General features: G+C 63.9%; 14 protein-coding genes. 7 read left to right on the top strand and 7 right to left on the bottom strand.

The window, feature by feature from the left end:
* Positions 1 to 27: 27 nt before the first annotated feature.
* Positions 28 to 564 carry a dihydrofolate reductase family protein gene (locus ACWGTO_RS21545; RefSeq protein ID WP_454576823.1) on the bottom strand — a complete coding sequence of 179 codons (537 nt, stop codon included), beginning with the start codon at positions 562 to 564 and terminating at the stop codon, positions 28 to 30.
* 280 nt (positions 565 to 844) lie between these two features.
* Between ACWGTO_RS21545 and ACWGTO_RS21540 the strand changes: the two genes are divergently transcribed.
* On the top strand, positions 845 to 2,290 hold the full coding sequence (locus ACWGTO_RS21540; protein ID WP_454576822.1) for a hypothetical protein: 1,446 nt from the start codon (positions 845 to 847) through the stop codon (positions 2,288 to 2,290).
* Positions 2,291 to 2,341: 51 nt separating this feature from the next.
* On the opposite strand, the gene ACWGTO_RS21535 is transcribed toward ACWGTO_RS21540, so the two are convergent.
* The 5 genes from ACWGTO_RS21535 to ACWGTO_RS21515 all read right to left on the bottom strand — a co-directional run bounded on the left by ACWGTO_RS21535 (position 2,342) and on the right by ACWGTO_RS21515 (position 6,482).
* A complete protein-coding gene (locus ACWGTO_RS21535) occupies positions 2,342 to 3,358 on the bottom strand; it encodes a zinc-dependent alcohol dehydrogenase family protein (protein ID WP_454576821.1) in 1,017 nt (338 codons plus the stop codon).
* Positions 3,352 to 4,578, bottom strand: coding sequence for an arabinose transporter (locus ACWGTO_RS21530; RefSeq protein WP_454576820.1), 1,227 nt, complete (start codon positions 4,576 to 4,578; stop codon positions 3,352 to 3,354). The genes ACWGTO_RS21535 and ACWGTO_RS21530 overlap by 7 nt, the downstream gene beginning before the upstream one ends.
* 32 nt (positions 4,579 to 4,610) lie before the next feature.
* A complete protein-coding gene (locus tag ACWGTO_RS21525; protein ID WP_454576819.1) occupies positions 4,611 to 5,600 on the bottom strand; it encodes an aldo/keto reductase in 990 nt (329 codons plus the stop codon).
* Positions 5,601 to 5,611: 11 nt separating this feature from the next.
* A complete protein-coding gene (locus tag ACWGTO_RS21520; protein WP_454576818.1) occupies positions 5,612 to 5,983 on the bottom strand; it encodes a DUF2255 family protein in 372 nt (123 codons plus the stop codon).
* A gap of 103 nt (positions 5,984 to 6,086) precedes the next feature.
* Positions 6,087 to 6,482, bottom strand: coding sequence for a (R)-mandelonitrile lyase (locus ACWGTO_RS21515; RefSeq protein ID WP_454576817.1), 396 nt, complete (start codon positions 6,480 to 6,482; stop codon positions 6,087 to 6,089).
* A 122-nt stretch (positions 6,483 to 6,604) separates the two neighbouring features.
* On the opposite strand from ACWGTO_RS21515, the gene ACWGTO_RS21510 reads away from it, so the two are divergent.
* The 6 genes from ACWGTO_RS21510 (at position 6,605) to ACWGTO_RS21485 (ending at position 14,041) form a co-directional block, all read left to right on the top strand.
* Entirely contained in the window at positions 6,605 to 7,498 is an 894-nt protein-coding gene (locus ACWGTO_RS21510) for a LysR family transcriptional regulator (protein ID WP_454576816.1), read from the top strand.
* A 188-nt stretch (positions 7,499 to 7,686) separates the two neighbouring features.
* The gene (locus ACWGTO_RS21505) at positions 7,687 to 8,736 is read left to right on the top strand and encodes a LacI family DNA-binding transcriptional regulator (RefSeq protein ID WP_454576815.1); all 1,050 of its coding nucleotides are present in this window, start codon (positions 7,687 to 7,689) and stop codon (positions 8,734 to 8,736) included.
* Positions 8,737 to 8,806: 70 nt separating this feature from the next.
* Positions 8,807 to 10,048: an ABC transporter substrate-binding protein gene (locus ACWGTO_RS21500; protein WP_454576814.1), complete on the top strand. Its 1,242-nt coding sequence runs from the start codon at positions 8,807 to 8,809 to the stop codon at positions 10,046 to 10,048.
* Positions 10,049 to 10,225: 177 nt separating this feature from the next.
* Positions 10,226 to 11,152 carry a carbohydrate ABC transporter permease gene (locus ACWGTO_RS21495; protein WP_454576813.1) on the top strand — a complete coding sequence of 309 codons (927 nt, stop codon included), beginning with the start codon at positions 10,226 to 10,228 and terminating at the stop codon, positions 11,150 to 11,152.
* Positions 11,152 to 12,009 (top strand): carbohydrate ABC transporter permease, encoded by an 858-nt coding sequence (locus tag ACWGTO_RS21490; protein WP_454576812.1) that lies wholly within the window; start codon positions 11,152 to 11,154, stop codon positions 12,007 to 12,009. The genes ACWGTO_RS21495 and ACWGTO_RS21490 overlap by 1 nt, the downstream gene beginning before the upstream one ends.
* Before the next feature lie 28 nt (positions 12,010 to 12,037).
* Entirely contained in the window at positions 12,038 to 14,041 is a 2,004-nt protein-coding gene (locus tag ACWGTO_RS21485) for a glycoside hydrolase family 127 protein (RefSeq protein WP_454576811.1), read from the top strand.
* A gap of 1 nt (position 14,042) precedes the next feature.
* Here ACWGTO_RS21485 and ACWGTO_RS21480 read toward each other — a convergent pair whose 3' ends face one another.
* A complete protein-coding gene (locus ACWGTO_RS21480; RefSeq protein ID WP_454576810.1) occupies positions 14,043 to 14,843 on the bottom strand; it encodes an endonuclease/exonuclease/phosphatase family protein in 801 nt (266 codons plus the stop codon).
* Positions 14,844 to 14,847: the final 4 nt, after the last annotated feature.

Raw genomic sequence — 14,847 nt, 5'->3', positions numbered from 1 at the left:
CTCCCCACATGTGGGGAGATTGGCTAATCACTTTTTCCCGGCCGCATATTCCAGCGCCACCACGCCATTGCTGAAGGTCATGGCCGAGATCGGCTCCAGCGCCACGGGCATATCGGAAGGAAACAGCTTCTTGCCCTCACCGACAGTGCCGGGGTAGCTCAGCAGCCTGACGCGGTCGACCAGGCCGTGGCGCAGCAATTCCTGCGCGACACTGAGGCTGCCATGCACGTAGATGTTGCCGCCACTGCCTTGCTTCAGCGCTCTGACTGCGTCGGGCAATGACCCTTTCAGCAATTCCGCCGGCTTCCAGTCCAACGCCTTCAGGCTGGTCGAAGCGACATATTTCGGCAACGCGTTGAAGCGGTCGGCAAAATCGCCGGTTTCACTCGGCCATGAGCCGGCAAAGATCTCATAGGTCGTGCGCCCCAACAGCATGGCGCCGCTGTCGGCAAGCTCGTCCTCCTTGAACCTTTGCATTTCGTCGTTCCAGGTCACTTTGGGCAGCTTCTCGACCTCGGCAATGCCGTCGACGCTGATGAATTCGGTGATGATCAATTTTCGCACGGCGTTCTCCTTTGTTTGTCAAAAGACGGATGGCGCCAACCCTTTCCGACACGCTGGGGCAAAAAAAGCCCCGCACTTGTTGGGCCGTGCTCAGCGCGCGACGCGCCTTCAAAGTCCGGCAATGGGAAAAAAATCCTCTCGCTGGGTCGGAGGCATCGATCAATATGACTATCCAAGCTTGGCCGGGAAGGGCTTCCCCAACGGAACAAGCGGATGTAGAAGGGAACATTAGCAAATCGTTAAGTATAGAATTTGGAGTGAGTGCGAAGGGTGTTAGGTCATGAACCTCAAGAGTCTGATGAAGCGTGCCGCGAATTCCGACAAGGCATTTGAGAAGATCGAAGCCGAGTTGGCGGATGCGGTCGGCGAGTGTCTTAAACTGGACGATCTGTCGCCGCCGCAAGACGGCCCTGTCCCCGACGAGAACCTTGCCGCAAACAATGAGCGCTTGCAGCCTGAGGACAGTCCCCGGGCTGACGACGGCACGACGCCCGCCGAGAACGCACGGCGGCTAACGCCGCATGCGCAAAGCCGGCTGGCCGCATTGAGCGCGGTGGATGGGCTCTTTCACAATGCGCAGGACTATCTGGACGAGATCAACGCGAAACTCTCGGATATATCGAATTCGCACAATCTCACCCGCGACTACCTGAACCTCCTGCACGGCGACGTTCTTCGCGCCAACGAGCTGGAGCTGGCAACCATCGACCTGACCGCGCGTGAGGGAGCGTTGTCCGAACAGCTCCACGACGCGACCAGGAAGCAGCGCGAGCGCGAAGCCGCCTTCGAGGTCCTGAAGCAGCGCGAGGCAAGCTTGGTCCAGGACCGGGAGACACTTCGCGAGGCACTTGCCGCGGTAAGGCTGGAACTCGTGAAGTCAGCCAATGCAAGCGCCAAGCGCGAGGCCGAGTTCGGCGACATCGTCAAGGCGCTGACGGCCAAGACGGTCGAGGCCAACAGACGGGCGCGCGAAAACAAGCTGCTGCGCGAAAAGCATGTCAGCCTGGCGATGGATGTCGACACGGCGCGCAAGCGCGAAACCGGAGCGCGCCGCAGGCTGGACGAGCTTTCGGCGATCCACACCACCGAGGTGGCGCGGCTTGCGGAACTGCTGGCGGCACTCGGCAAGAGCGAGAAGGAGGAACTGCGGTTGCAGAGATCCCTTGAGCAGGCGCAGACCAAGCTGGCGGAAATGACTGAAGCGGCTTCCATGATGGAAGCCGACACGCAGGCCGAACTCGCCCGCAACCAGCTGGAGACAAGCGGCTTGCGTTCCGAGATCCAGAGCCTGCAATCGAGGCTGGAACTGGCCTCGAACGAGAGCAGTGCGGCCTCAGCCGAGGCCGCCAAGCTCAAGGCTCAATGGGGCGACGCCGTTGCTGAAAAGCAGGTCGCGGACGAAAGGCTGGCTGCTCTTATGAAGGAGAGCGAAAGCGACAAGATGAGCCTTTCGACCGCGAACGCCGATCTATCGCAGCTTTCCCTGCAGCAGGCCTCCGTACAGATGGAGTTGGATGTCCAGCGGCAGGAATGCGAGGATCTGCGAGCCGAGGTCGCGGCTCTCAATGCCCGTGTCAAGGAACTGCTGCCCTTTGAGCGCCTGCACAAGGTTGCCAGCGCCAAGCCGCGCGAAGGCGTCGTGGTAGAAATCAACGGCCCGGTGGCGGGAGCCGCCCGCGCCGCAAGCCGCCGCCGCGCGCGCCGCAACCTGCGCGCCACGCCGTAGCGGCGTTGCTACGGCGGCTGACAGCATTGCAGGACGGGTCCTGCAACCAGGTCAGACCCGAAGCAGGGTCTTGATCGCCCGGCGTTCGTCCATTGCGCGGTAGCCTTCGGCGACATCGGCCAGCGGCAGTTCCAGATCGAACACCTTGCCGGGGTTGATCCGACGCTCGAGCACAAGGTCCATCAGGTCCGGCAGGAAGCGACGCACCGGGGCCGGGCCGCCAAGCAGGCTCTTCTGCGCGAAGAACAACTGCTGCCCGTCGAACTCGACGCCGTGTGGGACGCCTACATAGCCGATCGAGCCGCCCGGCCGCGTGCTGTTCAAGGCCTGCATCATCGATTCCTTGGTGCCGACGCATTCCAGAACTGATTCGGCGCCGACGCCCTTGGTCAATTCCTTGATCCGCGCCACGCCCTCGTCGCCGCGCTCCGAGATGATGTCGGTCGCGCCGTATTCGAGCGCCAGATCCTGCCGTGTCTTGTGACGGCTCATCGCGATGATGCGCTCGGCCCCCATCTGCTTTGCCGACAACACCGCCATCAGCCCAACCGCGCCGTCGCCGACGACGACAACCGTCGAGCCAGGTTGCACCCGCGCGGCGCTGGCCGCATACCAGCCTGTGCCAAGCACGTCCGACGTCGCCAGCAGGCTGGGGATCAGGTCGTCGGAGGGTATCTCCGCCGTTGCGACCAGCGTGCCGTCCGCCAGGGGCACACGCGCCAGCGGCGCCTGCGCTCCGGTCATGAACTCCCGCTTCTCGCAGGACGACTGGAAGCCGAAGCGGCAATGCGGGCAGGTGTTGTCCGACAGGCAGAACGAGCCGACGACGAACTGGCCCCTACGGACGCTGCGCACGGCGCTGCCGACCTCTTCAACGATGCCGCAATACTCATGCCCCATCGCCAGGGGCGAGGTTGTGTCATTGAGGCCGCGGAAAGGCCACAGATCCGAACCGCATATGCAGGTGGCCGACAGACGAATGATCGCATCGGTCGGCTCAACAATCCTGGGTTCGGGCACGTCCTCATAGCGGACATCCCCTGGCCCATAGAGCATTGTTGCTAGCATTGGATATCTCCTTGGTTGGCAGACGTTTTAAGGTGGAGTGAGGTCTGAGGTGCGGAGAACCGCAGCCGTGCCGCGATCGGCACGGTGCAGAGCGCCAGAAGCGCGCTGATGATGAAGACCGATCCGAGCCCGTAAAGGTTGGCGACGAGGCCGAGAAGCGGCGCGAGGATGCCCAGCGCGAGATCGAGGAAGGCGGTATAAATACCCATGGCCAGCCCGCGGCTTTCGACCGGCGCGCGCCGAACCGCCTCGATCCCGAGGCCCGGATAGACAAAGGCATAACCAAAACCGGTCAATGCTGCTCCAACGAAGCCGGGCAGGGCGGATGGCGACAGCCCCATCAAACCCATGCCAAGGGCTTGCAGCACCACAAAGATCATTGCGGCGCGAGCTCCGCCCATGCGGTCCGGCAGGCCGCCGAAGGCAAGCCGCGCCAAGATCAGGGCCACCGCGAAGGCGGTGAAGGACAACCAGGCCGGCTGCCAACCCTGCTGGGCGAAATACAGCACGGAAAATGCCGTCATCGCGCCATAGCCCAGGCTGGCGCACGACATGCCGATGCCGGGCAGCCAGACGGCCTTGGCGACGCTGGCGAATGCGTGCTTGGCCTGCGGTTGCGGATGCACGGCGCGCATCGGAGCGACGATAAGCATCGTTGCCATCGGCACGAGCAGCGTGGCCACCCCGATGGCTGCAAAGCCGAAGCGATTGAAGAGCAGACTTCCCACGGGTGCGCCGGCGGCCAGCCCGAAATACATGGCCGTGCCCATCCAGCCGATCACCTTGCCGGTGCCGCCGGGATTGGCGAGCGCCAGGCCCCAGGCTTGCGCGCCGGTGATGACGAAGCTTTCGGCGCCGCCAAGCAGCGCCCGCCCGACCAGCAGTACCATGGCAGACCAAAGCGGATTGCCGATGACGAGGAGCGACAGAAGATAAAGCAGGCCCGAAGCCGCGCCCATCACCAGCCCGGCCACCACCGCCTGCTTCGGCCCGCGCCGGTCCGAGAACGATCCGGACCACAGGCGCGCGACGAGGGCCGCTACGAATTGCGCCCCGGAAACGAGACCGATCGCGAAGGGGCCGTAGCCCAACCTGTCATGAATGTGAAGCGGCAGGGCCGGCAGCGCCGCACCCGTGACCAGGAAAACCACGAGCACGGCTGCCATCAAGGGAAACAGCGAACTGCTGGTCGAGGTCACCGACCGTTGAGTCATCGTCATCGACATATCGCTCTTTTCCGGGCGGCTGCCCCTCAAAGTCCGGAGCGGCGCAGCATCGCCTGGGGGTATCGCGCCCCTTCGATCGTGATGGCCGCGGCCCCGGTCTCGATTTCATGAAGGTCGTCGTCCGAAAGCGCGACCGACAGAGCCCCCAGATTCTCCTCGAGCCGCTCGAGCTTGCGGGTCCCGAACAGCGGGACGATCCATGGCTTGCGTGCCAGCAGCCATGCAAGAGCTACCTGGGCCGGTGTCGCGCCATGACGCTCGCCGACGCCACGGATCAGATCGACGAGCGCCTGATTGGCCGCGCGTGCTTCGGGCGCAAATCGCGGAATCTGGCCGCGGAAGTCGTTGCCAGCGAAGGTGGTGTTCGCATCGATCTTGCCGGTCAGAAAACCCTTTCCGAGCGGGCTGAACGGGACGAAGCCGATGCCGAGTTCTTCCAGCGCGGGAATGATCTCGGCATCGGGTTCACGGGTCCACAGCGAGTATTCGCTTTGCAGCGCTGCCACCGGCTGGACGGCATGGGCGCGGCGGATCGAATGCACGCCGGCTTCCGACAGCCCAAAATACCGCACCTTTCCCTGACCGATCAGGTCCTTGACCGTGCCGGCGACATCTTCCATCGGCACGTCGGGGTCGACACGGTGCTGGTAGAGAAGATCGATATGTTCGGTCTTCAGGCGACGAAGGCTGCCCTCGACTGCTGCCCGGATGTGCTCCGGTTTGCTGTTGACGCCGCCATGATTTGCGCCGGTATCGGCGTCGACATCCCAGCCGAACTTGGTTGCGATTTTCACCTGGTCGCGCATCGGTGCCAGCGCCTCGCCGACCATGTCTTCGTTGGTGAACGGACCATAGACCTCCGCCGTGTCGAAGAAATCCATGCCGCGATCAACCGCCTCGCGAATCAGCGTGATCATCTCTGCCCGATCTGCTATCTCGCGGGCTTGGCCATAGCCCATGCAGCCGAGTGAGAGAGCGGAGACCTCCAGGCCCTGACCGAGTTTGCGCTTTTGCATGCTGGGTCTCCTCAATCCTTCGGTGTAATCGTGACCGTCGCCGCGCGGGCGCGCTCGCTGATCATCGGCGCGAGATATGGGCTCGTGCTGTATTTGCGGCGGTAGGCCTCATCGATCCGATCGTTTACCGCCCCGCCCGCCGGCTCGAAGGAGACTTCCTTCGTCATACCGGCCGCGGCGATGCATCCGGCCTTCTGGCGGATGGCGGCCTGATACCAACGCGATTTCTGGCCGTTATAGCCGCGAACATAGAGATCGCCGTCCACGACCACCGACCAGATCCAGGTCGGGGTGCCGTAGGTCTTGCCGTCCTCGCGGAACGGCGCGATATGCAGGTCGTCGCTTTGCGCGATCCGCTGCAATTCCTGATCTTGCCATGACATGGCAGGCTTCCTTTCAGTCGAGGTGTTCTATCGTGATCCTGACCAGCCGGTGTGCCCGAGGACGCCGAGGCTGGTGTCGATCAGCTTGTGGCGCTTGATTGGCTCAGCCGGCGTATTGCTTGTCCGAAACGTGCTCCATCCAGTCGACGACCTTGCCGTTCTGAACCTCCTGGATCGCGATATGTGTCATGGCTGTCTCGGGACCGGCGCCGTGCCAGTGCTTCTCGCCGGGGGCGATCCAGACCACGTCGCCCGGCCGGATGTCCTCGATCGACCCGCCCCAGCGCTGCACGCGGCCGACGCCGGAGGTGACGATGAGCGTCTGGCCGAGGACATGCGTGTGCCACGCCGTGCGTGCCCCTGGCTCGAAGGTAACGTGCCCACCCTGGACGCGTTCCGGCGCATGCGGATTGAACAGCGGGTCGACGCGGACCGTGCCGGTGAACCAGTCGGTCGGCCCCTTGCTCGACGGACGAGAGCCTGCGCGCATGATTTCCATGGGAATTTCTCCAATTCCTTTGCGCCCTTCCGTGAGGGCGGTTTTGAAATCGGAATCTAGCCAAAGCGGGACCATCGGATTAGTGGGTATAATGTTCATGCGGTTGTGAGCAGGATTCATAAATGCCGAGAGAACGCATTAACGATATGATCGCTTTCGTGGCGGTCGCGCGCGAGCGCAGCTTTACCAGGGCAGCCGCCAACCTCGGCGTGACGCCTTCGGCCCTCAGTCATACGATCAAGGGCCTGGAGGAGAAGTTGGGGATCAGGCTGCTGGCACGCACCACCCGTAACGTCGCGCCAACGGAAGCAGGCGAGCGGCTCATGCGAGCCATCAGTCCGCATTTCGACCAGATCGAAGCCGAAATTGTCGCGCTCAGCGAACTGCGGGACAAGCCGGCCGGTACCGTGCGCATAACCTGCAACGACTATGTGATCGACACCATCTTCCGTCCCACTCTCGCGACCTTCCTGCGCGAATATCCCGACATCCATGTCGAGCTAAACATAGACTACGGTTTCACCGACATCATTGAGCAACGGTTCGACGCCGGTGTCCGGCTTGGCGAGGCCGTCAGCAAGGACATGATCGCCGCGCGCATCGGCCCCGACTGGCGTTTTGCCGTTGTTGGCTCACCTGCCTACTTCGAGCGGCGCTCGCAGCCGGAAACCCCTCAGGATCTCACCAACCACAATTGCATCAACCAGCGCCTGAACAGCGCCGGCGGGCTCTATGCCTGGGAGTTCGAGAAGAATGGCCGAGAGCTGCGCGTGAGGGTCGAGGGCAGCCTCACCTTCAACAGCGCCGTGCCTATCCTCAATGCCGCCATTGACGGTCTGGGCCTGGGCTTTGTGCCGGAGGACCTGGCACGGCCACGTATCGCCGACGGACAACTGGTCGAGGTACTGGCCGACTGGTGCCCGAAGCTCCAGGGCTATCACCTCTACTATCCCAACCGTCGCCAGGCTTCGCCCGCTTTCGCGTTGCTGCTTGAGGCACTGCGCTACCGACAGTAGGCAAGAAATTGCTGCGCCGAGCGAAACCGGGCATGTCGATGGCCTCTTGCCATGGCCGAATCCTTCGCATAATCTCACTTGAGAAAACCTTTTCCCAAACCGCGCCTTCGCCCACTGCCCTCACCAGTCGGTACTGAGCAGGGCGACAAGAGAAAACCTTTTCCCAACTGAGGAATCCGCCCCACACCATGTCGTCCGATGCCGCGCCAGCGCCCGCCAAGACACCGGTCACCTTGCGTGAGGTGGCCTCAGTCGCCGGCGTCAGTGTCGCCACGGCCTCAAAAGCGCTGAACGGGCAGGGGCGGATGACGGCGGAAACGCGCGAGCGTATTCGCGAGACAGCGCAGCGGCTCGGCTTCCGGCCGAACAGCCTGGCGCAGAGCCTGTTGCGCAAGCGCTCCTTCACCGTCGGGCTGCTCACCAACGATACGTATGGCCGCTTCTCGCTGCCGCTGATGGCCGGCGTCTCCGACGCGCTGGTCGATGCCGGCGTCTCGGTATTCCTGTGCAATGTCGAGGACGACCAGCGGCTCGGCCAGCTGCATGTCGAGGCCATGCTCGACAAGCGCGTCGACGGCATCATCGCCACCGGCAAGCGTATCGACCGACACCTGCCGGTCGACCTCGCCAATTTGCGCATCCCGGTGATCTACGCCTTCACCCAGCCCGATGCCGACGCCATCGGCTTCGAATCCGACGATGCCGCCGGGGCGCGGCTGGCGGTCGAGCATTTTTGCGCGCTCGGGCGCCGGCGCATTGCCCATGTCAGCGGTCCCGCGAGCTTCGCCGTGGTGCATGAGCGCGCCCGGGCCTACCGCGAGGTGCTGACCGAGCATGGCCTGCCGGTTGCCGATCCGCTGCTTGGACACTGGTCGGAAGCCTGGGGGCATGAGGCGGTCGCAAGACTGTTCGACGGCACGGCGCGCAGGGGGGAGAAACCTGACGCGGTCTTCTGCGGCAACGACCAGATCGCGCGCGGCGTCATCGATGCGCTGCGCGAGCGCGGCATCGGCGTGCCCGGCGATGTCGGCGTCATCGGCTTCGACAATTGGGAGATCGTGGCGGAAGCGACCCGGCCGCCGCTGACCTCGGTCGACATGAACCTTTCAGCGCTTGGCCGCGAGGCCGGGCTTGCGCTGCTTTCGCTCGTCGGCGGCCAACCGGCCGCACCGGGCATTCGAAAACTGCCGTGCCGGCTGGTGGTGCGTCAGTCATGCGGCCGTCCGCCAGACGGCTGAGACAGGCTGCGGCTTACCGGTCAACCGGGAGCGCGGCCGAACAGGGAGGAGAACCATGAGGAGGAAAACCATGAAGACCATGATTGCCGGGTTTGCCATTGCGGCGAGTATTTTTGCTATGCCCGCCATAGCCGCCGACACGGCCAATATCTGGGTGCGCGCCGACGGCTCGAATTTCATGCCGCGCATCGTCGATGCCTTCAACAAGGCACATGAGAACCAGATCAAGCTCGACATCATCCCCAATGCCGAGATCATTCCGAAATATGGCGCCGCGGCCGCCGGCGGCACCGCGCCAGACGCGCTGTCGCTCGACCTGATCTACACGCCGGCCTTTTCCGCAGCCGGCCAGTTGGAAGACATCACCGACTGGGCGAAGTCGCTGCCCTATTTCGCCAGCCTGTCGCCGGCGCACGTCAAGACCGGCACCTACAAGGGCCGCATCTACGGCCTGCCGTTCTCAGCCGACAGCTCGGTGCTGATCTGGAACAAGAAGCTGTTCAAGCAGGCCGGGCTCGACCCCGAAAAAGGCCCGACCAACTGGGCCGAAATCGAAGCCGACGCCGAGAAGGTCAACGCGCTCGGGGGCGACATCAAGGGCTTCTATTTCTCCGGCAATTGCGGCGGCTGCAACATCTTCACCTTCACGCCGCTGGTCTGGGCCTCGGGCGGCGACATCCTCTCCGAGGACGGCTCCAAGGCGACGCTGGACAGCCCGCAATTGCGGGGCGCCATCGACCTCTACCGCTCGATGGTCAAGAAGGACCTGGTGCCGGCCGGCGCGCAGACCGACACCGGCTCCAATTTCTTTGCCGCCTTCGCCGCCGGCAATATCGGCATCTCGCCCTCCGGCGCCTTCGCCATCGGCGCGCTCAACACGCAGTATCCTGATGTCGATTACGGCGTCACCTTCCTGCCGGGCAAGGATGGCGGCTGGTCATCCTTCGCCGGCGGCGACAATTTCGTCGTCACCAAGGGCACCACAAAGCTCGCCGTGGTGAAGGAGTTTCTCGACTTCGCCTATTCGCTCGAGGGTCAGACGATCCTCGCCAAATACGGCAGCCTGCCGGTGCGCGGCGACATTGCAAAGGAAGCGCTGAAGGATCTCGACCCGCGCTACCAGATCGCCGCCGAGGCGATGGCCAAGGGCCGCACGCCCTATTCGGTTGTGTTCAACGATTTGATCAACTCCGCCAACGGCCCGTGGACGCAGATGGTCAACGAGGTCTTCTTCGGCGACGATGTCGACGGCGCGATCGCCAACGCGCAGGAGACCATGCAGTCGATCATCGACCAGGCGCCGCAGAAATAAGCGACACCGCCCACCTCCCCCTTGAGGGGAGGTCGGACCGCAGGTCCGGGTGGGGTCGTCTGCGCAGTGCTCGACGCTACTTTTCGTTGGCGCGCTGCGCAGAGGACCCCACCCCCGGCCTGCGGCCGGACCCTCCCCTCAAGGGGGAGGGGAACGCAGCGCCAGTGAGAGAACCGCATGACCGCCATCACCGCAACCTCCGCCCCAGCCCGCCCGCGAAAACTGGTCGGTGCCGGCCGCCGGCAGTGGATCGGCCTGCTCTATGTCGCGCCGGCCGTCGCGCTGGTGGTTGTCTTTTTCATCATCCCGCTCGGCATGACGGCGTGGATGTCGTTGCACAACTGGCCGCTGATGGGCGAGCACAGCTACATCGGCCTCGATAATTATTGGGCGATCCTGCGTGACACCAGGTTCTGGAATGCGCTGCGCTTCACCGGCCTCTACACGGTGGTGGTGACGATCGCGATCTTTTCCGTCGCCTTTCCGCTGGCGCTGTTCATCGAGCGTCCCCGGCGGCTCACCGGCTTCTACCGCACGTCCTTCTTCATGCCGGCCGTCATCGGCTTTGCTTCGGCGAGCCTGCTCTGGTCGTGGCTGCTCAATGTCGATTCCGGCCTGTTCAGCCCGGCCGCTTACGACCTCGGCCTGACCGGGAAGAAATTCAACCTTCTGGCCACCTTCCAGCCGGCCTTCTGGTCGATCATCGCCATGGTCGTGTGGAAGGTGGCGGGCTTCACCATGATCATCCTGATGACCGGCCTGCAGTCGATCCCGACCGATCTGCAGGAGGCGGCGATGATCGATGGGGCAGGGCCGTTCGCGCGCTTTCGCGCCATCACACTGCCCTTGATGCGCCGTACGCTGGCGCTGGCGCTGATCCTGTCGGTCGCGGGCTCGATCCTCGCCTTCGACCAGTTCTACATCATCCTGCGCGGCGGCCCGCGCAATCAGACGCTGACCGCCGTCTACTGGATCTTCAACCAGTCCTTCGTGTCGTTCAAGCTGGGCTATGGCGCCGCACTGTCGATGATCCTGCTCGCCATCCTGGTCGCGCTCAGCACGTTCCAGCTCTGGCTGCTGCGCAAGCCCGAGGGGGTCGACTGATGGCGCAGGCAAGAAGCCGCAACAGCCGCCAGCGCCTCGGCATCGCCGAGCACGCGACCGGCATGATCGCCTCGGTGCTGTTCCTGGCGCCGATCGTCTGGACGGTGCTGTCTGCCTTCAAGCCGTCGCAGGAGGCGCGCCTGCCGCCGCTGCCGCCCTGGCCGACCACCGGCTTCTCGGTCGAGAATTACGGCACGCTCAACACGTTCGGCGACGGGCTCTGGCTGCCGGCGCAAAACAGCATCTACGTCTCGGTGATGACGGTCGTGTTTTCCGTCATCGTCAGCGTGCTTGCCGGCTACGGCTTTTCGCGCTTCCGCTTTCCGTTCAAGGACCTGCTCTTCGTCGTCATCCTGTCGACGATCATGATCCCGTTCCAGTCGATCCTGACGCCGATCTTCCTGGTGCTGACCAAGGTCGGCCTGCACAACACGCTGACCGGGCTGGTCTTCGTCTATGTCACGCTGCAGCTGCCGTTCTCGATCTTCATGATGCGCAACGCCTTCGACGCGGTGCCGCGCGAGATCGAAGAGGCCGCCCGCATGGACGGAGCCAACAATCTCACCATGCTGCTGAAGGTGATGCTGCCTTTGGTCTGGCCCGGCATCGTCACCATCGCGCTGTTCGCCTTCCTTGGCGCCTGGAACGAGTTCCTGGCCGCCCTGGTGCTGATGACCGACCAGTCGAAATTCACGCTGCCGATCATGATGACCGCACTTCAGTCCGGCCGCTTCGGCGCCATCGACTGGGGCGCCGTGCAAGCCGGCGTCACCGTGATGATGGTGCCTTGCCTCATCCTCTTCCTGTTGCTGCAGCGCTTCTACATACGCGGCCTGATGGCCGGCGCGGTGAAATGAAAAATCGCATTCTAATGGAGTTAGGTTGATGACCGCATCGCAATCTGCAATTCAGGCCGGCAAGACGGGCCAGGCCGTAAAGCCCGGCAAACTGAGCCTCGCCTTCCGGCCGCTGCCCGTGCCGCAGGTCGACGTGCGTGGTTTCTGGGGCGACCGTGTCGATGCCGTCGCCTCTCGCACCGCCTCCATCCTCTACGATCGCTGCGTGGAGGCGCGCATGCTGGAGCAGATCGATCCGGACCGGCCGTCGCCGGGTGTCGTCATTCCCTTCCATTCGCCGTCGCCGGACGAGGCGGCCACGCCCGGCTTCACCGGCTCGACGGTGACGACGCAGATGTTCTGGGATTCCGACTGGGGCAAGACCATCGAGACCGCCGCCTATTCGCTCTACCGCCGCCGCAATGACGATCTGGAGAAGAAGATCGACGCCGTCATCGACATGTATGGCAAGCTGCAGCAATCCGACGGCTATCTCTCCAGTTGGTACCAGCGCATCCAGCCCGGCAAGCGGTGGACCAATCTGCGCGACTGCCACGAGCTCTATTGTGCCGGCCACCTGATCGAAGGCGCCGTCGCCTATTTCCAGGCCACGGGCAAGCGCAAGCTGCTCGACATCATGTGCCGCTATGTCGATCATATCACGGAGAATTTCGGTCCGGAGCCCGGCAAGAAGAAGGGCTATTGCGGCCATGAGGAGATCGAGCTGGCGCTGGTCAAGCTGGCGCGGGCGACCGGCCAGCAGAAGTATATGGACCTGGCCAAATACTTCATCGACCAGCGCGGCCTCGAGCCGCATTATTTCGACGAGGAGGCGCGCGCCCGCGGCGCCGACCCGAAGGCCTATCATTTCAAGACCTACGAATACAATCAGTCGCACAGGCCGGTGCGCGAGCAGGACAAGGTTGTCGGCCATGCGGTCAGGGCGATGTACCTCTATTCCGGCATGGCCGACATCGCCACCGAATATGGCGATGATACGCTGCGGGTAGCGCTCGACCGGCTCTGGGACGATCTCACCACCAAGAGCCTCTACGTCACTGGCGGCCTCGGACCGTCGGCCCACAATGAGGGTTTTACCAGCGATTACGACCTGCCCAACGAGACCGCCTATGCCGAGACCTGTGCCTCGGTGGGGCTGGTGTTCTGGGCCAGCCGCATGCTCGGCATGGGTCCCAACGCCCGCTACGCCGACATGATGGAGCGGGCGCTCTACAACGGCTCGATCTCCGGCCTGTCGCTCGACGGTTCGCTGTTCTTCTACGAGAACCCGCTGGAAAGCCGGGGCAAGCATAACAGATGGAAATGGCACCGCTGCCCGTGCTGCCCGCCCAATATCGGCCGCATGGTGGCCTCGATCGGCAGCTATTTCTACAGCCTCGCCGACGATGCGCTGGCCGTCCATCTCTATGGCGACTCGACGGCGCGTTTCGACATTGCCGGCAAGGCGGTCAGTCTCGTCCAGACCAGCAACTATCCCTGGGATGGCGCGGTCTCGATCCGGGTCGAGCCGGATGCCCCCGTTGAGTTCACGCTGCATCTGCGCGTGCCGTCCTGGTGCCGCAAGGCGACGCTGAAGGTCAACGGTGCGCATGTCGACCTCGATGCCGCGTCGAACGATGGCTACGCGGCGATCCGGCGCGAGTGGCAGAAGGGCGACCGCGTCGAACTCGACCTCGACATGTCGATCTCGCGCCTGTTCGCCAACCCGCAGGTGCGCCAGGACATCGGCCGCGTGGCACTTGCGCGCGGCCCGTTGATTTACTGCGTCGAAGAGACCGACAATGCCGGCCAACTGCACCGCATCACCTTGCCGCGTACGGCTGAGATCGAGGCGCATCCAGAGCCGAACCTCCTCGGCGGTGTCGTCACCCTCTCGGCCACCGGCAGCCGGGAAACGGTGGAAAACTGGGACAACGGCCTCTATCGCACCGAGGCGCCAGCCGTCGAGCAGGCGAAGCTCAAGGCCGTCCCCTATTACGCCTGGGACAATCGTGAGCCCGGCGAGATGGTTGTGTGGTTGCGGGACGGGTGACTTACAGGCTCACGAAAGCCGTCAGCGGCAGGTGATCCGACGCCACCCGCGACAGCGGCGTGTCGTGGGCTTCGACCGACGAGACCATGCCGTGCCGGTTGGCCATGATGCGGTCGAGCGCCAGCACCGGCAGGCCGGAGGGAAATGTCGGCACCGCCGGTGGCGTGAAGCCAAAGGTGGCGTGCAGCGTCTTCAGCGCCGAGCGGTTGCCCAGCCGCCACTCGTTGAGGTCGCCGAGCAGCAGGGTCGGCCTTTCATCCTGGCTGCTCATAATGTCAAGCACGACGCGGGCCTGTTCGGAGCGTGAGCGCCGCAACAGGCCGAGATGCGCGGCAATGACGCGCAGCGTGCGCGTTTCGTCGAGGTCGATCTCGGCCACCAGCGCGCCGCGCGGCTCCAGTCCCGGCAGCTTGATCTGATGGACGTCGCGTACTGTGCCGCGCTTGAACAACAGCACATTGCCGCGCCAGCCATGGCCTTTGCCGTTTCCCGAAACCGGCACCGGCACCAGCCCGGTTTCGTGTTCGATCCGGGCAAGATCGAGCAGCCCGGCGCGGTCGCCGAACCGGTTGTCGGCCTCCTGCAGCGCAATGACGTCGGGACCGATTTCGCGGATGACACGGGCGGTCCGTTCGGGGTCGAACCTGCGGTCGGTGCCGATGCATTTGTGGACATTGTAGGAGGCGACCACCATCTCGGCGCCGTCGACGTGTTTGCGCGGCGTCGCGTTCGCCTTGCGCGCTTTCCTGCGGCGGATCGACAGGAGCACGGTCTCCGGGAGGCTGCGTCCGTTAATGTCCATTGGC

The organism is Mesorhizobium sp. PL10, assembly GCF_053714315.1.
Note: the sequence above shows the minus strand (reverse complement) of the source record. Positions and strands in the feature narration are given on the sequence as shown.